This window comes from Chitinophaga caseinilytica (assembly GCF_038396765.1).
GTDB lineage: Bacteria > Bacteroidota > Bacteroidia > Chitinophagales > Chitinophagaceae > Chitinophaga > Chitinophaga caseinilytica.
In genome coordinates this window covers 3338990-3357943 of sequence record NZ_CP150096.1, presented here as the reverse complement: position 1 = coordinate 3357943, position 18954 = coordinate 3338990, and the positions used below count along the sequence as shown (strand labels likewise).

Here is an 18954-nt window from a genome sequence, read left to right as displayed (position 1 = left end):
CCCGGCTATGGCCAGGCCTTACACAAAAAGGGACGTTCCGGGCCTGGGCGGCTGCCAGATTTTGCTGACGCCTTCGGTGGGGATGAAGTCGGCGTAGCGGGGAAACAATGCATCGGCCGCAAGGGGCATCACCGGCTTTTTGAGCGCCAGCGGACTGGGTGCGGGGATAACGGGACTGAACATCAGGTTGGTATCTGCCTGTTTGAACGGCAACTGGTTGTCGCGCTCTTCGTCGTTGTCCGTATGCGGGATGTTGTTGTAATGATCGATGAGGAACTGTGAAAAAGTGATGTCTTTGTTCAATTGCCGGTGCTCGTTGAAGTGCTGGACCAGCACGGGGAGCTTCACGATCTCCCGGAGTTCTGTGCTGGAGATCGTGTAGACCACGAACAATATCAACGCTAGCAATTTTTTCACAAGGCACAAAGGTAGGCATTATATTTTTTAATCCGCCAAAGTGGGAATATTCCCTGATTAGGGCCTGAATTTCCGCTTCTCAATAATTTTCGTATTTTTTGCCCGGAAACGAACCAAACCAAAATCGGGGAACGATTAACTTATCGTTAATTCCATGTGATTCCCGGCAGCTTATTTTCCACGTTATTTCCAGTCTAACGGCAGGTTTGGCGACATTTCGCCCGATCCCTGCCACGGAGGCTGCGGCGCCGGATACTGGCAGTATCCGGCCGGCAAAATTATATTTGCTCAACAAAAACATGAGATGTCTGAACGCAAAGAAGAAATCGGACGGGGCTTGCTGCAGGCCGTTGCGGAAGGCGATGAAAAAGCATTCAGCGAGATATTCCATCATTACCGGAACAAGGTGTACGCCATCGCTTTTAAAGTGACAGGCTCCGAAGCCATCGCCGAAGAGGTGCTGCTCGATGTATTCCTGAAGGTCTGGCTTAAAAGGGAACAACTCCCGCAGGTCACGCATTTCGCGGCCTGGCTGTTCACCATCACCCGCAACCATCTCTTCAACCTCCTCAAACAAACCGCGCATCGCACGCAACCCGCGCCGCTGGCGGACGCCGAGGAATATGCCTTGTACCCCGCGTCAGACAATCCCGCCGCCATACTGCAGGAAAAAGAATACCGCAAAGTGCTGCAACAGGCCATAGACCGCCTGCCGCCGCAGCAAAAGAAAGTATACCGCCTCATCAAGGAACACGGCCTCAAGCGCGAAGAAGCCGCCGTGGAGCTCAACCTTTCCCCCGAAACCGTAAAACGCCACCTTTCCGACGCCATGCAGTTCATCCGCGTATACTGCGTATCGCACCTGGGCACCTGGGCGGCGCTCACCATTGTTAAGGGAATATTATGATCTGAAATTTTTTTCCGCCCGGCTGACCCGCTCCCCTTTTTTTACTGTCTCCTTTAATAGAAACGCATAACAGAACCGAATGTCCAGACTAGACGAGCTGTTCCATAAACTCCTGGCCGGCGCCTGCACACCCGCCGAAAAACAGGAACTCTACGCCCTGCTGGCGAAGCCGGAGCACGATGCAGACCTGCAGCGGCTGCTGGACGAGGCCATCCTTTCCACCACCGGCGATGAAAAGCCCGTGGCCGACGAGCGCGCCGGCGCCATCCTGTCCATCATCCTGGAGGCACAGGCGAAGCCCGCGCGGCGGAAAACCATCCTCCGCACCGTGGCCATCACAGCCGCGGCCGCAGCGGCGGTTGCGGCACTGGTGTGGACGGGCGTTCAGCAAATGCGGCCCGCGCAGCAACCGCTGGTAAAAACGGAAGAAACCCCGCCGCAGGAGATCTTGCCTGCATCCAGCGGAGCGTTGCTGACATTGGGGAACGGGCAAACCGTTCCGCTCGACAGTCTTGGCCAGGGCGTGATCGCCCAGCAGGGCGGCACTTCCGTGAAACTGGGGAACGGATCGCTGGCGTACGATGATGCGCAGCCCGGAGAATCCACCTTCAACACCCTTTCCACGCCCCGCGGCCGCGTGTTCCACGTAACCCTGCCAGACGGTTCAGGCGTATGGCTCAACGCGGCCAGCAGCCTGCGGTACCCGACCAGCTTCGATGCCGCGGAAAGAACGGTGGAACTGAAGGGCGAAGCCTATTTCGACATCCGGCCCATGGCGGCCAAACCGTTCAAGGTGAAAGTGAACGGACGAACGGAAGTACTGGTGCTGGGAACGCGGTTCAACGTTTCCGCCTACGGCAACGATCCGCTCATCGCCGCCACGCTCCTCCAGGGCAAGGTGGCCGTGGACCAGCGCGTGCTGCAACCGGGCGAACAGGCGCGGATCACCGGAGAAAATGCGATAAAAATCGTGAAAGCCGACACCAGCCAGGTGATGGCCTGGCGGAACGGGATGTTCAATTTCGACAATGCAGACATCCGCGAAGTCATGAAACAACTGGAACGCTGGTACGATATCGACGTAATCTACGAAACCGACATACCGCCCCTGCGATTCGGCGGAAAAATGGAACGCAGCCTTTCCCTCCAGCAGATCACCCGGATACTGGCCATATCCGACGTGCATTGCAGGCTGGAAGGCAGGAAACTGATCATCACACCATAAAAAATTCAATCCGGCACATACAGTCCCCGCACCTTAACCCCGGTTAAGGCCGGGCTACCTATGCCCTAAAATTTCACATACGGAAATGACGCACATTTTTGACCGCAAACACATCATGAAACCAAAACCGACAGTCATGAAACTGATCCTGCTGCTGGCCACGGTGCTGACCTTACAGGTACAGGCCAACGTTGCCGCCCAGACGATTACCATGACGGGCAAACAGCTCGCTTTCCCGGAGATCTTCGCCAGGCTGGAGAAACAGACGGGGTACGTGGTATTCTACAACCTTTCCCTGCTGGCCAAAACCACGCCGGTAAATGTAGAAGCCCGCAACAAACCGCTCGAATCCTTCCTGTCCGACATCATGGCCGGCCAGCCCATCGATTACGAGATCAGCAACAAAACGATCACGATCAAGGAACGGCCACGCGCACCGCAATCCGCCGCCACTGCGGCACAGGCCCAGCCCGTTAAAGGCCGCGTCACCGACGAAGAAGGCAACGCGCTTCCCGGCGCCACCATCGCCGTGGCGGGCACTTCGCGCGGCGTGCAGACGAACGAGAACGGGGAATTTTCCATCGAGGCGGATAAACAGGACATCCTGTTCATCACCTACCTGGGCTTCGAAAGGAAAGCGATTGCCGTGAAAGATATCAAACAGCCGCTCGTGGTACAGCTTTCCCCGTCGAAGAAAAACGTGAACGAAGTAGTGGTGATCGGGTATGGCAGCGTACAGAAAAAAGACCTGACCGGCGCCGTGTCTACCGTAAAAATGTCTGACCTGGCGGATGTTCCCGTGGCGCGGGTAGACCAGATGCTGCAGGGGCGCATCGCCGGTGCGGAATTCGTTTCGGCGGACGGGGAACCCGGTTCCGGCACCTCCGTCCGCATCCGCGGCACCCGCTCCATCACGGCCAGCAACGAACCGCTGTACATCGTGGACGGCCTCATGGACGCCATCACCTCCCTGAGTGAGCTCAACCCTTCCGACATCGAGAACATCAGTGTCCTGAAAGACGCCTCCTCCACGGCCATCTACGGCTCCCGCGGCAGCAACGGCGTCATCATCATCACCACCAAATCGGGCGGCGACAAGAAAGGCAAAACCAGTTTCACGTTGCGCAACGACGTGGGCTTCTCCGAGCTACCCCGCTACCTCGACCTCATGAACGCCACCGAGTTCGCGCAGTTGCAGAACGACCGGTATTATTTCGCCAGCACGGCCAACCAGACCAAACCGCTGGAAGAATATCCCTACCCCAATCCGCTCGCCCTCGGCGACGGTACCAACTGGACGCAGGAGATCACCCGGAGGGCGCCGTACCATAACCTGACGCTGTCTGCCTCCGGCGGCGACAAAGCTACCCAGTACTTCTTTTCCGCCAACTACAACAACAACCAGGGCATCATCAAAAACAGCGGCATGAAACGCTACCAGGTGCGCCTGAACCTCGACCGTACCATCAATCAATACGTAAAAGCCGGCGTCCGTTTCAACTATTCCAACCTCGACCGGGCGCTCAACAATGCCGATGTGGGCACGCAGACGTTGTGGTACCGTTCCACCATCTTCCTCGCCCCCACCATTCCCGCATATAAGCAGGACGGCAGTTTCAACGACTGGAACTCCCAGTGGTACAGCGGCACCCTGTTCGACTCGCCGCTGGCCAACGTGTTACTGCGGAAGAACGACCGGCTGGAGAAAAGCCTCAGTTCCATGGCCTACGTGGAGATCACCCCGGTCAAAAACATCCTGGTGCGGTCTACCATTTCCTATTCCGACCTTTCGCGGACCAACGACCAGTACATCCCGTCCACCATGCCCTCGCGCCAGAACGCCAACTCCGGCGGCTATGCGTACAAGAGCGCATACGCGGAAAACAACCTGCTGAACGAAAACACCATCACGTACAAGCGCACGTTCAACAAGCGCCATAATTTCGATGCGATGTACGGCTTCACCATGCAGAAGCGCCAATACAATAACATGACCACCAGCGGACAGGGTTATTTCATCGACGATATCGAGAACAACGACATGGGCGCGCTGCCTTCCAAGGAAACGATCAACCTCGGCTCTTCCCTGGAAACCCAGGGCCGGATGAGCCACCTCGCCCGCGTCAATTACAATTACCGCAACCGGTATTACCTCACCGCCACCATGCGCCGCGACGGGGCGTCGAACTTCTCTTCCGACAATAAATGGGCGTTTTTTCCCTCCGGCGCGTTTAAATGGAACATCAGCAGCGAGCCCTTCATGCAGCGCTTCAACAAACTGAGCGAGCTCTCCCTGCGCCTGAGCGGCGGTACTTCCGGCAACGACGCCATCAGCAGGTACCAGTCGCTCTCCCGGCTCACGTCTACCACCGGCGGCTACCTCTTCGGCGGCGCGCAGCCCGTGGCCTACTATCCCTCCCGCATCGCCAACGAAGGCCTTACCTGGGAAAAGACCACCACGTTCAACGCCGGGCTCGACGTGTCGTTCTTCAACAAGCGGCTCGACATCGTGCTCGACCTCTACCAAAGCCGCACCTCCGACCTGCTGCTCACCGTACAACTGCCTACCCACGTGGGTTACGGCTCGCGCCTGGCCAACATCGGCAAAACCTCCAACCGCGGGATCGAGCTGACCGTCAACCATGAAAACATCCGCCGGAAAAACTTCTCCTGGTCTACCTCCGTGACCGCGGCGCATAACACGCAGCGGGTGGAAGATATCGGCGGATACGAGCGCGTATCCGTATACGACAACCCATATGGCGCGCAGTACATGATGTATGGGTACGAAAAGGGCCGGCCGCTCAACGCCGTTTGGGGCATGCAATACGCCGGCGTGTGGAAGAATACGGCGGAAATCGAGAAGAACAAGGAGACGAAGGAATATGCCTCTGCGGCAGTGAACTTCTACCAGCCCGGCCGCCAGCGCTACATCGACCAGAACCGCGACGGTGTGCTCGATAATAACGACCTTATCTATCTCGGGAACGCCGACCCCTATGTGTACGGCGGCATCCAGAATACTTTCCGGATCAAAAAACTGAGTGTTTCGTTCTATTTCAACTATTCGCTGGGCGGGAAGATCTACAATCCCACCGAATTGTTCATGGGCACGGGCACTTACCTCAGCAACCAGTTCCGCTACATGGTGAACGCCTGGCACCCGGTGCGCAACCCGGGCTCCGATTACCCGCGGGCGGATTCGAAAGACGATATCCCGAACGACCGCTTCCTGCACGACGCTACGTTCCTGCGGTTCAAGAACCTCTCGCTCGGGTACCCCGTCAACCTCAACGGCATCACCGGCAAAAGGCTGAATTCGCTCTACCTCGCGCTGACCGGCAACAATCTTTTCCTCTGGAAGCATTACAACGGCTATGATCCCGAAGTATCTACCCAAAGCGGCGGCTCCACCATCCGCAGGATGGACAACGGCGCCTATCCGACCAGTCGTACCATCACCTTTAGCGCAGAACTGAAATTCTAAAAACACCGAACATGAAAACGAACAAGCACCGCATATTATATCTCCTGTTGCTCGGCGGCTCCCTCACATTGGGCAGCTGCGCCAAGCTGCTGGAAGAAGAGAAGCACAGCTTCGTGGACGCAGACGGATTCTTCAAATCGGAGAGCCAGTGCATCGCCGCGCTGAACGGCTGTTACATCGATCTTACCAACATTTACGCCGCCGATCTCATGGTTTCCATCGAAGCGGTGACCGACCTGGCGTTCCTTAATTCCTCCAACCTCGACGCCAAGCTCGAGATTTCCCCCGCCAATCCGGGGATGGGAGATAACGTATGGACGGCCTGCTACCGCGGCGTGATGTATTGCAACGCGGCCATCGCGGGGATCGAAAAGGCGAAGATCGCCGAAGACCGGAAACCCGCGCTGAAAGGGGAAGCCGTTGCGCTGAGGGCCCTGTATTATTACATCCTCACCAGCAATTTCGGCGACGTGCCGTTCTACACGGCGGATGTCAACAGCCTGGATGTGCTGGAGACCATCGGTAAGCTGGGCCGCATGAACGCCAGCGAAACCCGGACGGCGCTCATCAACGAGCTGAAGGAATACGCGCCTAAACTGCCACAAACGCGCACTTCCGAAGTGAAAGACAACCGCATATCCGCGTCCTTGGCGTATATGCTCATTGGCAAACTGGCCCTGTGGAACAAGGATTACGCCACCTGCGAAAGCGCCATGGAGGAAATCCGGAAGATCTACGGCCAGCTCGTGCAATATCCCCTCACCGATATGTATTTCCGGAACAAGAACACGCCCGAATCAATTTTCGAGGTGCAATATACCTGGTCGGCCGCCGGCCTGAAGAAAACCTCCACCGTAGCGGCTTTCTTCACCCCCACCAAAGCTTCCGGCACGAGCGTGTACGACGGCGTGGACATCCCGGAACTGGGGAATGCGGCCAATCCCTTCAACAGTATTACGCCTTCGGAATATATGATGTCGCTCTACGACCTGGCCGACCCGCGCAAGGAGATCATCCTCGCGTATTCCTACAACGGCACCTGGTTCAAGCGGCCCATGGCCAACAACGGCACCGGCAAAGCCTGGATGGGGCCGAAGTTCTGGTGCCCGGGCATGACCAACATCGCCGACGGCAACAACCAGAAAGTGTTCCGCTATGCGGATGCGCTGCTCATGCTGGCCGAAGCTGCCAACGAAACCGGCAATACCGACCTGGCCATGCAATGCATCAACGAAGTGAAATCCCGCGCCAACGCAGATTTCGTATTGACGGCATATCCCGGAAAAACGGAATTCCTGGAGGAAGTGAAGAAAGAACGCGCACGCGAGCTGATGGGCGAATACGGCCGGAAGTGGGACCTCGTGCGCTGGGGAGACTGGTTCCGCGCCATCCAGGAAACCATCGCCACGGAATACCCCGTCATCAAAGACAACGCCCTGCCCTATCACGAATTCTATCCCATCCCGGATAAGGAAGTGATGCGCTCCAACGGCATATTAACCAATCCCGCCTACAACCAGTAATACACATGAAAAGAAATATCACGCTCCTGGCCATCCTGCTCCTGGCCTGCTTTTCCGCCGCGGCACAGGACACACTGCGCGTACTCAGCTATAACATCCTCGAAGGGATGGTGAAAGACACCACCCGCGGTAAAAAAGTATTCGTGGAATGGGTGAAGGATCACCGGCCCGATGTGGTAGCCCTGCAGGAATGCAACGGTTTCACCCAGAAATCGCTGGAAGAACTGGCGCTGAGCTACGGCCATCCCTACGCGGTGATCGTGAAGGAAAACGGCTATCCCACAGGCCTCACGTCCCGCTTCCCCATCGCCGGCATCCAGAAGATCAACGACAACATGACCCATGGCTTCATCATGGCGAAAGTGGGAAAATACAACATCGTGGTGCTGCACCTCAACCCGCACAAGCATAAGAAAAGAAGGGCCGAGATCGCGCAGGTGATCGCCAATATGGATTTGCAGACCGATAAAAAGAACCGGATCGTGATGGGCGATTTCAATTCCGTGTCGCCGCTGGACAGGGAACGCATCGAAAAATCGGATTATCTCGCCCGCCAGAAAGCCGCGGCCGCCCAGCGCCCCGTGCTCGACAATCTCGCCGAAGGCGGCGTGGTAGACTACGCCGTGCAGCAGCAGATGCTGGACGCGGGCTTCACCGACGCCGGCAAAACGTTCGACGAACGGCAGCAGGCGCAATCCGGCAAAAGCATCATCGCTACCAACGCGCGCATCGATTACGTGTACCTTTCCGGCGACCTGAAAAAGAAGATCATCCGCTGCGCGTTCATCTACGATCCCTTCACGGCCGTTCATTCCGACCACCGGCCCATTCTCCTCGAACTCAAACAATAAAACGGCATGAAGCATTTCAATAAATTCCTCCTGGCCGCCGGCGCCGCAGCGATCCTCATCGCCGGTTGCCGCAAGAAAGAAGACTACCATTTCACGACGGAACTGGCCGTAGACACCCGCATCGTTCGCCTGAACGCATTGCCCGACACCACACAGATCATCGTGTACGCAGAAGGCACATGGACGGTGGAGCCCCTCGAAAAAACGGACTGGATGACGCTGCAGCAATCTTCCGGCGAAGGCAAAGGCAGCATTTACGCGGAAGTGACCAGCAACGAAGGCAATCTCCCCCGCGCGGTGAAAATCCTCGTGCGGGCAGGCGGCAAATCCGACACCATTTCCCTGCAGCAACGGGGCCTCACACCGCAGATCGCCATCGCAGACACCACGCTGCAAAGCATTGCGAACGGCGGCTCCATCAAATCCGTCATCACCACCAACGTGCCGTTGGAAAAGATGACCGTCAGCTACCGGTTCGACGATCCCGAACAACAAAACTGGATCAGCAACGCCAGCATCCAGAACGGCTACCTTTTCATGAAAGCCGATACCAGTCGCGCTGCCGCCATGCGCAGCGGCCTGCTCACCCTCAGTTACCTCGACGCGCTGGGCACCACTACCCGCGATTCCGTCCGCATCCACCAGCATCCCGGCATCGATTTCACGGGCGCGGTGATGAAGGATTTCACCTACATCAAACAGGCGCTCGCGGCCGGCACTATCGATGAGAATATTTATGTGGAAGGGATCGTGATCAGCGACAAGGGGCATCCCAACATCGCCAAAAATTTAAATGCCACCAGCAACAAGCATACGGTCGATAAATCGGAGAACGCCGTGGCCGTGTATGTGCAAAGCATGGACGGTACGATGGGGCTGTACATCAAGACCCAAACCCCGGGCGATAATATCTTCAGCTTCAACGACCATGTGAAAATCTGGTTAAAAGGCGCCACCCTTGCCCGCCTTACGAATCCTGACCGTGTAACGGTATCGGGTATCGTAGCGCCGCAGGTGATGCAGAAGGAAAGCAATACCGCCACATTGCAGCCCCGCGAAAAATACATCGGCGACCTGACCGATAACGACCTGTATACTTACGTGAAGCTGCGCGATGTGGAGATTTCCGTTCCCTGGGGCGCTTTCACCAATATCAATGAAGGGTATACGGCCAGGATGGACTGCTTCCCCACGCATATCCGCGACATCCGCGGCAACGGCATGTACCTGCTCACGAACCTGGACGTGCCTTACCGGCGGGACGGGAACGCCCTGCCCCAGGGCTCCGGCACCATCGCCGGCATCCTGGTGAGCGAAACGATGGACCGTTACGGCGGCAACATCGGCAAATACGCCATCCGCCACCTCCGCCGGGAAGACATTGCACTACAACAATCCCGCGAAAACGGGTTCTCCAACGTACTGGTGGAATGGGGCCGCTTCCGCAACGAATTTGCTGCCACGCCCACGGCCACCCAGAACCCGCTTACCCCCGAAACCGGATCCGGGCGATTCTACCAAAGCCCCAAAGCCGGGCTGAACTTCACTTCCAGCGGTATTTCCGCCGCCACCGACTTCAACGCATTGCTGCAGGAGCCCACCACCAACAAAGGGGCTGTCGGCAATGGCGGATGGGCCACCAAAAACTGGTGGAACGCCACCGAAAACCGCGGCGAATACTGGATGATCGAAGTATCGACGGCAGGCATCAGCACGCCGGTTTCCCTTCAGCTGGACGGGAATTCCGACATCGGCGGGCCTCGCAACTTCACCGTGGAATGGGCATCCACCAACGATGCCGCATCAACCTGGAACACCGTTGGCACCTTCACTTTCCAGGATGTGGTGAACTGGTCGAACACCCTGCTGACCCAGGTGGCTGGCACCAAAGTGGTGAACTTCCAGTTCCCGCAGGCCGCCAGCGGACTGGAGACGCTCTACATCCGCATCCGCGTCACCAACAAGACCGCAGGAACGTCTACAGCCGTTTCCGGCGGATCGGTGGGCGCGAATTCCGTTTCCAGGATCGTGCATGCGTCGATTAAGTATAATAAGTAAGTCCTTCGATTTTGGTTTATATGGAGTAAAAGAAAACCCGCCTTCGTGGCGGGTTTTCGCATATCGGGAAAATACTTTTACACGAGTATCACCTCCTCATCCACCGCTTCCCCATTCATCAATCGCCCCACGCTCCGCAATGTTACCTCCGCGATCTGCCGCAGGGCTTCTTCCGTGAAAAAGGCCTGGTGGCCGGTTACCAGCACGTTCGGGAAACTCATGAGCCGCTGGATGGTATCGTCTTCGATGATGCTGCCAGACAGGTCTTTGAAAAACAGTTTCTCCTCCTGCTCGTACACATCGATGCCGAGATAGGCGATGTGGCCGGATTTGAGGCTGTCGATCACGTCGGCGGTATGCAGCAGTCCTCCGCGACTGGTATTGATGATCGTGACGCCGCGTTTCATTTTCCGGAGGGTTTCGCGGTTGATGAGATATTTGTTTTCGGGAGCGAGGGGGCAATGCAAGGAAATAATGTCGGCCGCGGCCATCAGCTCCTCCAATGGTAAATATTCCACCCCGGCCGCCTGCAATTCCGCGTCGGGGAACGGGTCTGAAGCGATCACCCGGCAGCCGAACCCCGCCATGATCCTGCAAAAAGCCTTGCCTATTTTGCCTGTGCCCACCGCACCTACCGTTTTGCCGTGGAGGTTGAAGCCGAGGAGCCCGTTCAGCGCGAAGTTCTGCTCCCGTACGCGGTTGTAGGCCTTGTGCGTTTTGCGGACGAGCGTCAGCAACATGGCCACGGCATGTTCCGCCACGGCTTCTGGGGAGTAGGCCGGAACGCGGCACACGCGGATACCGTGTTTGCGGGCCGCATCCAGCTGCACATTGTTGAACCCGGCGCAGCGCAGTGCCAGCACTTTCACGCCCTTGGCGGCCAATACACCTATCACTTCTTCGGTCAGCTTGTCGTTCACGAAGGTGCAAACGACCGGGGTGCCATCGTCTACGGCATTGACGATATGCGGGCCGAGATGGGTTTCCAGGAATTCCAGCTCGAAGCCGTGTTTTTCGTTCGCCTGGTGAAAAAACTGCCTGTCGTATGGTTTTGCGGAGAAGAATAACATTTTCATGGTCCTGAAAATACGAAACCACGCGTTTTCGGGCAAATGATCGTCGTCATCCAAAAGGAAAGGCGGCCGCAACCGGCCGCCTTATTTATCAAATTCAGCTGTAATGACTAAAGCAAAACCTCAGCCAGTTTCTTTTCCAGCTCCTCCCCTCTTAAATTCTTCCCGATGATCCGGCCTTCCGGGTCGAGGAGGAAGTTGGCGGGGATGGATTTGATGTCGTATTGTCTGGACACGGCGTTATCCCAGAATTTGAGATCGGAAACGTGTGTCCAGGTCAGGTTGTCGTCGTGGATGGCCTTGATCCATTTGGCTTTGTCCTGTTCCCGGTCGAGCGAAACGCCGAGCACGGTGAATTTCTTATCGCGGAACCGCAGGAAAGCCTTTACCACAGTGGGGTTCTCCTCGCGGCAGGGCACGCACCAACTGGCCCAGAAATCGATCAGCACGTATTGGCCGCGGAAATCTTTCAGCGAAACGGCTTTGCCGAGCGTGTCGTTCTGCGTGAACTCAGGCGCCATTTTCCCGATGGCCGTGGCCCTGGCCGCTTCCACGCTATGTTGCATTCTTTTGGCGAACACGTTCTGTTTGGCGGAAGGCTCCAGGTCTTTAAGGTGTTTTTCCAGCTTGTCCATATCCTCGTACCGGATGAAGAAGCCCAGCACCATGGCGCTCACCGGCGAAGCCGGATGCTGGTCGACCCACTTTTCATATTCGCCGGTAACGGCGGAATCCAGTTTGTTGAATTCCGGGCGAAGTGCTTTCAACGTTACGGTATCTTTCTTCTCATATGCCGCGTTCAGCTTTTCGCCCAGTGCCGTCCTCGCTTTGAACGGTTTGGTGTTGTTCAGACCGGCAAGACTGTTGAGCTCCCTGGCATAAGGGGTACCGGCAAACACGAGGTCCTTCAGCAGCGGGCCTTTCCCCGACACCTTCAGCACGCCCGGCTCCATGTAGAAAACCGCACCGCCATGCTTTGCATACCGGTCGTTGCCGGCGCGCAGTAAAAACAGATCCGATTCACTGGCCTTTGTGGCGATGCGGAACGCGCCGCCTTTCGCCTCGGCGGAATCGGGCTTTCCACCGGCGAAAATTGGATTGAAATAGATTTTCGTGCCATCGGGCAAACCCGCGATCTTCCCTTCCACTACCGCTTCCTGCGCCATGGCGGAGGTTGCGAGCAGGCAACATGCGAGTATCTGGCTAATCGTTTTCATATGGATGATTGATTTTTTGATGATTACTTCCCGCCGAACAGGCTTTCCAGCTGCGCGTCCATCTTCGCATCGTCGCGGTCGCCGCCTTCGAACCGCCCGATGATCTTCCCTTGGGGATCGATGAGCACTTTCGTGGGCAGGGAGGCGATGCCGAAACGCTTGCTGATATCGGTCGGGTTATAGATGCCGGCCATGATCTTTTCGCGGTCCATGCCGCGCAGCACATGCTTCCAAATCCCGATCCCGTCGTCGTTCACCGCTTTGCGCCAGGCTTCGGGCTTGCTGTCGTCGTCAGACACGCCGATGATCTCCAGCCCTTTTTCCTTATACTGCGCGTACAGTTTCTTCAGGTGCGGGTTGCCTTTCCGGCAGGGCAGGCACCAGCTGGCCCAGAAATCGATCAGCACGTACTTTCCGCGGTAATCGGCCAGTTGGAAGGGTTGCCCGTTGATGTCGGACGTTGCGAACGCGTAAGCTTCCGTTCCCGGCACACCGATCTTCCGTCGTTCCAGCTCATCGCCCATTCCCTTCGCCATACCGTTTTTGATGGCTGCGGAAAACTGATCGAAATAGGCCTGCAGCTTTTCCGTCGGCAGCGAATAACTATACCCGCGCAGCAAAAATGCGCTCAGGTAGGTGCCGGGATGCGCGTCGATGTACGCCATATCGATCTTCTCCATGTCGGCGTAATACGGCTTCAAGCCCGACTTAAACTCCTGTGCCTTGAAATTATCGATTTTATTGATGGAATCAAGGGATTTGAAAAAAGGTTCCCATTGCTTTTTGATGGGCGCTTTCTGTTTGTTCACGACGTTAAAGTCTGCCTGCACCGCACCGCCCGCAACGGCCATTTCCTTGAAGGCGTTTTCTTTCGCGGTGATGGTGGTTTTACCGGGCTCGAGGAAGAAGAACTGGATGTTGGGATCGTCCATACTGCGGGATTTCAACTTCCCGCTCAGGCTCGCATACACGGGCCCTTCTATCGTTCCGGCGAACCGGAATTGCCCGTTGCGCACGGCTACGCTGTCTTTCACGTAAGTCCCCTTTGCGCCGGGATACTGCAAATACAGATACGGATCACTGCCCGCATACCGTCCTTCGACGGTGAACGCCTCCTGCGCAAAAGCCCCGGGAACGGCCGCCAGCGCAACCAGCGATAAGGAAAGGAATTTTTTCATGGCGATGGATTTATTGTTCGTTTTGTGTGAGGTTCGGGTTGCCGATGATCTCATCCGCCGAAATGCGCATCAACACCTTCGGATCGGTCGCCTGCACCGTCATGGCGCCCGACGATCCCGAAGCATACGTCCGCACCATGGGCAATCCGTTCCGGAAGCAATCGTAACTGCTATGGCCTTCGAACATGAGCTCCAGGCGGCGCTGCTTGAGGATTTCGTTGAACAGTGGCTGCCCCGTGATGTTGGACGTATCCCCCACGCCCGCGCGCCGGCGGATCACGTTGAGGTCTGCCAGCGCACTGGCATTGTCGCCCCCTTCACCGCCGCCTCCGCGCGGTTCAGGTACATCTCCGCCAGGCGGAGGTATCGGTTGGGCGACAGGCTGTAGAGCGACGTGTAATTGATCATGTATTTCACCGTGGCGAGCGTGTCTTGCGCAAAACCCGGCGTCACGTTGCGGATGAAAAACTTCCAGCGGAGGTCTTGCGGCTGCAGCTGCGCCAGCAGGTCGGGCGACGGACGGTACAACCCGCCCGTGTAATTGATCTGCGACGGCATGGCGTACAGGTTCGACAGCAAACCCTGGTTGAACGCGGTGTTCACGGAGAAAATGTCTTCAACATTGCCGGGCGCGTCGTTTTTGTAATAGTTGGCATAGGCATCGCCCTGCAGCAGCGCGTATCCGCCGTTGCGGATCACGGAATCCGCGTACTCACGGGCTTTCCTGTTAGCCGCCGCGTCCGGGCCGCCGAAAGTGCCGCCCATGTAGAGGTACACGCGCGACAGCAGCCCAAAAGCCGCGTACCGCGTAGCGTACAGATTCCCGTTGTTGGCCTTCAGCAGCGGCAGTGCATCGTTCAGATCTGCCACCACCCGCTCGTACACGGCTTTCACTGTAGCGCGGGGCGGCGCAAACGCGGGCCCGTTATTGTCTGTCGTAATGAGCATCACGCCGGGGTTGTTGCCCCCGTTCTGGTAATACGGTTTGCCGTAAAGGCGTACCAGGTTGAAGTAGATATAAGCGCGGAGGAACAGCGCTTCGCCCTTTGCCTGGAGGATCGCGGGATTGGCTTCACCGGGCTTCACGTTGGCGAGGATCTTGTTGATCAGCAGCGATGCATTGTAGGCCCCGCGCCAGTAATCATGGGTGAGCGACAGGTCTTTTTCGGCGGAATTCAGGTACCCGAACGCGTTGGTGTACTTGTTCACGCCCGCGTCTGTAGCGCGAATGTCGTTGCCGTGCGCGTCTGACAGGAACAGCTGCATGTCGTTGAAGTTGAACGAAGTGGCCGAGGCGCCTCCCGCCACGGCGGAATACGCGCCGTACACAGCCTTCTGGAACCCCTCGGGCGACGAAAACTGCTGCTCTTCGTACGTCACGTTATGCGGCCGCAGCTTGTCGAGCTGCTTGTTGCAGGCGCTGCCGGCCAGCAATGTTCCCGCAGCGATGATATATTGATAAACGGATCTCATGATTCAGGTGTTAATGGTTAAAAGCCTACGTTGATGCCAGCCAGGAATCTGCGGGGATTGGCGAAACCGGTCCCCACACCGCCGTACGATGTGCTCGTATTCAGCACCGCTCCTTCCGGATCCGCGCCTACAAAGTCTTTCCGCTTGATCACGGCAAGGTTGTCGCCGCTGATGTAGGCCGACAGCTGCCGGATCTTCAGTTTGCGCAGCAGCGTTTCGGGCACTTCGTAGCCCAGCCGCACGTTGCGCAGGCGCATATGGCTCGCGTCGCCCCAGAGGCGGGAAGACCGGTAAGTAAGTGCGTTCCAGGCGTTGGGATTGGTACTGAACACATCCGGATAACCGGCGTCCGTATCGCCTTTGCCCTGCCAGATATGCTGGTTTTCGCCGAATACGACGTTGTTGCGGCCAAGGCGCGGAGCAGTGGGTGACTGGAAATTGTTTACCAACGACATCATCACATAGTTGCCGTACTGGAACCACCATTCCATGCTCAGCGTAAAACGCTGGTATTTGAAAGTATTGGTGAAACCGCCGAAGAATTTGGGCGTGGCCGAGCCCACTGCCTGCCAGTTGGCCAGGTTGGTGGTGCTGCCGATGCCTTCCACATCCATCGGTTTGCCGGAGGGGTCGAAGTTCTGGTGGATCATGTTGCCGTTTTCGGGATTGATGCCGACGAAACGGATCGCTTTGATGACGTTGATGTCTTCTCCCACTTTCCGGTAGTAGGATTGGGAGTAGTTGTCGCGCAGGGAATCCTGGTAGAGCTCGGAAATCTCGTTTTTGTTGAAGCTGATGTTGAAATTCGCGTACCAGTTGAATTTGTTCGATTTCACGACATGCGCGTTCACCATGATTTCCATCCCGCGGTTGATGATTTCCCCGATATTCTGGTACTGGCTCAGCGAGCCCTGTGCCGATGTGAGGTTCACGTTCTGGAGGAGGCCGCTGCTGCGTTTGTGATAGAAATCCGCCGTGAGGTCTACCCGGTTCCAGAGGCCGAGGTCCATCCCCACATTCGTGCTGTACATCGTTTCCCAGGAAATGGCCGGGTTGGCGAGCTGGGAGATGCCGGAGCTTACGTGGTCGGGCGTACCGTACGGGCGGTTCGGGTTATCGGTATAAAACGTGGTGTTGAGGTAACCATCGCCCAGGTCGCGGCCGGATGTGCCGTATACCGCGCGGAGCTTCAGGTTGCTGATGGCTTCATTGCCTTTGAGGAACGCTTCGTTCGAAAGCATCCATCCACCGCCCACGGAATAAAAAGTACCGTAACGTTTATCGCGGCCGAAGTTGGTGGTAGCGTCCGTCCGCACCGATGCGGAAGCGTAGTAGCGCTGGTCGTAGTTATAATCCGCCTGTCCGAATACGGAGAAGGTAGCGCGCTCCTGGTAGCCGCCCTGCGGTGCCGGCGGCGGGAAGGAATTCCGGTAAGCTACATAGATGGCGTCACCGAAGCTTTTTGCAGCCCCCGCATTCCGTTCGCCGGGCAGCAGGTTGTACATGTCTGCGTTGTAGTCTTCCGTCGTCCGCTTGCCCCATTCCTGCCCCAGCAGCGCCGAAACGGAATGCATGCCGAAAGATTTGCGGAAGTTGAGGGTGTTGGACGTGAGATAATCGGTGTAACGCTTGTCGCGGATAGTGAGGGTACCGTTGGGCAGCAGCGGACTGGCAGCGTTGAACAGGTAAGGATAACCACCGTATTTACCGGAATAGGAACGCGGATCGAGGTAGGAATTGAAGCGCGTGTTCATGTAATTGATCGAATTCGCGCTCTGGATGAACAGCCAGGGCGTGATATCGTATTTCAGCTTGATGGCGCCGAGGTGGTTTTGCACGTCGGTACGCGCGGAATTGTCGTACTGCGTTTCTGCGAGGAAGTTCTGCGTCCAGGTAGTGAAAGCCGGGCCGTAATTGCTCGATTGCTTGACGGGCATGCTGTCGGCCAGCGTACCGTTTGCGTTGTAGGGATTCATGAACGGCTGGATCATGTACAGTTCGGGGATGCCGTTGCGCTTCGTGGTTTTATCCAGGATGGAGCTGATGTTCAACGCCACGGAGAAGCGGTCGCTCACCTGCTGGTCGATGTTCATACGGATGCTCTTCCGGTCGAAACCGTTATCGTACAGCGCACCATTTTCCTTGTACCAGGCTACGCCGCCGTAGAAGCGGGTTTTATCGTTACCGCTGCGGATGTTCAGTTCGGTATTCCGGAAATTACCGTTGCTGTAGATCGCATCTTCCCAGTTGAAGTTATTGTTGCGGTCGGCGTCCGTATAAGTGCGCCGCTGGCGGATGAATTCCTGCACGTCGGGGAAGGTGGCCTGGATGGAGGGCGTCTGTTCCCAATAGCGCTGCATCTGCTTGTCCATAAAGGAAATCAGCTCGCCGGTGTTCATAAACCGGATCGCGCGCTTAGGCTGTATAACGCCGTATTGCATATTGAGATTCACGTCCGTGCGGCCTTTTTTGCCCCGGCGCGTCGTGATCACGATCACGCCCTGGGCGGCGCGGGAGCCGTAGATGGCGGTAGACGAGGCGTCTTTCAGGATGGTAATGTCTTCCACGTCGGAAGGGTTTACCGCGTCCTGCAGGCTGGTATAGTTGGTGATGACGCCATCCACTACGAACAGGGGGCCGTAATAGCTATTGGTAGCCGTAGCCATGGATGATTGTCCACGTTCGATGACCTGCCCCTTCGCGCCCGATTCGCCGGATGTTTCGGTGATGTAAAGGCCGGTGGTCTTGCCTTTGAGCATAGACAGGGCATTGGGCGTGGTTACGCTGCTGCGGAGCTGGTCGCCGGTTACTTTCTGTACCGCACCGGTCAGTTCCTTGGCCGATTTGGCGGTATACCCGGTGATGATCAGTTCCTCCAGTTTCGAGGTGGAACGTTTCAGTTTCACGGCCAGCGAAGTATAACTGCGCGGCGTGAGGGCAACCGGTTCGTAGCCGATGTAAGAGAAGATCAGCTGCGGATCGTACACGCCGGGAATGGTAAACCGGCCATCGTTGTCGGTATTGGCGATGTGGTTGACGCCCTGCGGATGTTTGGTGACCGAGCGCACGGTTACCCCGGTCAAAGGCGTACCGCCTTCGTCGGTTACGCGCCCTTCGTAATTCATGGCGGCGCGGGGCGACTCATACAACGCGTCTGCAGACAGCACGCTCTCGCGGCTTTTGATGACGATGAATTTCGGTTCCCGGAGGGAATACGTTAATGGTTGGTTCTTGAAACAGGCCGTCAGCACTTCGTCCAAAGACGCGTTGCGGATGCTGAGGGTCACGGGCTTGGCGTTGTCTAACTGATTTTTTCCATAGATAAAGGTGTAGCCGCTCTGTTTTTCGATCAGCTTAAGGACTTTCAAAAACGGTTCGTTGCGCAATTGCAGGGTGATCTCCTGCGCGCGGGCAGCGGTGCCTGCGGTGAGCATCAACAAGAACAACGTCAGCATACGGTAAGCCCTGCGGATGGCCGGTTGGCATGCAATGCCCCGATCCGCCTGGCGCCAGGCGCATGAATTCATAAATTCGATTTTGGTGAT

The 18954-nt window shown here is 56.9% G+C and carries 13 protein-coding genes; 6 read left to right on the top strand and 7 right to left on the bottom strand.

Annotation, left to right across the window (positions count from 1 at the left end; genetic code table 11):
• Positions 1-18: 18 nt before the first annotated feature.
• A complete protein-coding gene (locus tag WJU22_RS13745; protein WP_341838756.1) occupies positions 19-417 on the bottom strand; it encodes a hypothetical protein in 399 nt (132 codons plus the stop codon).
• A gap of 304 nt (positions 418-721) precedes the next feature.
• Between WJU22_RS13745 and WJU22_RS13740 the strand changes: the two genes are divergently transcribed.
• From WJU22_RS13740 to WJU22_RS13715, 6 genes are all read left to right on the top strand, one after another.
• The gene (locus tag WJU22_RS13740) at positions 722-1324 is read left to right on the top strand and encodes an RNA polymerase sigma-70 factor (RefSeq protein ID WP_341838755.1); all 603 of its coding nucleotides are present in this window, start codon (positions 722-724) and stop codon (positions 1322-1324) included.
• A gap of 79 nt (positions 1325-1403) precedes the next feature.
• A complete protein-coding gene (locus WJU22_RS13735) occupies positions 1404-2549 on the top strand; it encodes a FecR family protein (protein ID WP_341838754.1) in 1146 nt (381 codons plus the stop codon).
• A gap of 136 nt (positions 2550-2685) precedes the next feature.
• Positions 2686-6036 (top strand): TonB-dependent receptor, encoded by a 3351-nt coding sequence (locus tag WJU22_RS13730; RefSeq protein WP_341838753.1) that lies wholly within the window; start codon positions 2686-2688, stop codon positions 6034-6036.
• Positions 6037-6047: 11 nt separating this feature from the next.
• Positions 6048-7559: a RagB/SusD family nutrient uptake outer membrane protein gene (locus tag WJU22_RS13725; RefSeq protein WP_341838752.1), complete on the top strand. Its 1512-nt coding sequence runs from the start codon at positions 6048-6050 to the stop codon at positions 7557-7559.
• 5 nt (positions 7560-7564) lie between these two features.
• Positions 7565-8410: an endonuclease/exonuclease/phosphatase family protein gene (locus WJU22_RS13720; protein ID WP_341838751.1), complete on the top strand. Its 846-nt coding sequence runs from the start codon at positions 7565-7567 to the stop codon at positions 8408-8410.
• Between the two features lie 6 nt (positions 8411-8416).
• Positions 8417-10468: a DUF5689 domain-containing protein gene (locus tag WJU22_RS13715; protein ID WP_341838750.1), complete on the top strand. Its 2052-nt coding sequence runs from the start codon at positions 8417-8419 to the stop codon at positions 10466-10468.
• A gap of 77 nt (positions 10469-10545) precedes the next feature.
• On the opposite strand, the gene WJU22_RS13710 is transcribed toward WJU22_RS13715, so the two are convergent.
• The 6 genes from WJU22_RS13710 to WJU22_RS13685 all read right to left on the bottom strand — a co-directional run bounded on the left by WJU22_RS13710 (position 10546) and on the right by WJU22_RS13685 (position 18864).
• Positions 10546-11544 carry a 2-hydroxyacid dehydrogenase gene (locus tag WJU22_RS13710; RefSeq protein WP_341838749.1) on the bottom strand — a complete coding sequence of 333 codons (999 nt, stop codon included), beginning with the start codon at positions 11542-11544 and terminating at the stop codon, positions 10546-10548.
• Between the two features lie 107 nt (positions 11545-11651).
• The gene (locus tag WJU22_RS13705) at positions 11652-12758 is read right to left on the bottom strand and encodes a TlpA disulfide reductase family protein (RefSeq protein WP_341838748.1); all 1107 of its coding nucleotides are present in this window, start codon (positions 12756-12758) and stop codon (positions 11652-11654) included.
• A gap of 23 nt (positions 12759-12781) precedes the next feature.
• Positions 12782-13936 (bottom strand): AhpC/TSA family protein, encoded by a 1155-nt coding sequence (locus WJU22_RS13700; RefSeq protein ID WP_341838747.1) that lies wholly within the window; start codon positions 13934-13936, stop codon positions 12782-12784.
• Positions 13937-13946: 10 nt separating this feature from the next.
• Positions 13947-14216, bottom strand: a complete 270-nt coding sequence (locus WJU22_RS13695) for a RagB/SusD family nutrient uptake outer membrane protein (protein WP_341838746.1) — start codon at positions 14214-14216, stop codon at positions 13947-13949.
• Positions 14213-15409, bottom strand: a complete 1197-nt coding sequence (locus WJU22_RS13690) for a RagB/SusD family nutrient uptake outer membrane protein (RefSeq protein WP_341838745.1) — start codon at positions 15407-15409, stop codon at positions 14213-14215. The genes WJU22_RS13695 and WJU22_RS13690 overlap by 4 nt, the downstream gene beginning before the upstream one ends.
• A 17-nt stretch (positions 15410-15426) precedes the next feature.
• Positions 15427-18864 carry a SusC/RagA family TonB-linked outer membrane protein gene (locus tag WJU22_RS13685; RefSeq protein WP_341838744.1) on the bottom strand — a complete coding sequence of 1146 codons (3438 nt, stop codon included), beginning with the start codon at positions 18862-18864 and terminating at the stop codon, positions 15427-15429.
• Positions 18865-18954 lie beyond the last annotated feature (90 nt).

Coding starts and splice junctions, on each gene's coding strand:
- WJU22_RS13740 (WP_341838755.1), top strand. CDS start 722: ATGTCTGAACGCAAAGAAGAAATCGGACGGGGCTTGCTGCAGGCCGTT.
- WJU22_RS13735 (WP_341838754.1), top strand. CDS start 1,404: ATGTCCAGACTAGACGAGCTGTTCCATAAACTCCTGGCCGGCGCCTGC.
- WJU22_RS13730 (WP_341838753.1), top strand. CDS start 2,686: ATGAAACTGATCCTGCTGCTGGCCACGGTGCTGACCTTACAGGTACAG.
- WJU22_RS13725 (WP_341838752.1), top strand. CDS start 6,048: ATGAAAACGAACAAGCACCGCATATTATATCTCCTGTTGCTCGGCGGC.
- WJU22_RS13720 (WP_341838751.1), top strand. CDS start 7,565: ATGAAAAGAAATATCACGCTCCTGGCCATCCTGCTCCTGGCCTGCTTT.
- WJU22_RS13715 (WP_341838750.1), top strand. CDS start 8,417: ATGAAGCATTTCAATAAATTCCTCCTGGCCGCCGGCGCCGCAGCGATC.
- WJU22_RS13710 (WP_341838749.1), bottom strand. CDS start 11,544: ATGAAAATGTTATTCTTCTCCGCAAAACCATACGACAGGCAGTTTTTT.
- WJU22_RS13705 (WP_341838748.1), bottom strand. CDS start 12,758: ATGAAAACGATTAGCCAGATACTCGCATGTTGCCTGCTCGCAACCTCC.
- WJU22_RS13700 (WP_341838747.1), bottom strand. CDS start 13,936: ATGAAAAAATTCCTTTCCTTATCGCTGGTTGCGCTGGCGGCCGTTCCC.
- WJU22_RS13690 (WP_341838745.1), bottom strand. CDS start 15,409: ATGAGATCCGTTTATCAATATATCATCGCTGCGGGAACATTGCTGGCC.
- WJU22_RS13685 (WP_341838744.1), bottom strand. CDS start 18,864: ATGCTGACGTTGTTCTTGTTGATGCTCACCGCAGGCACCGCTGCCCGC.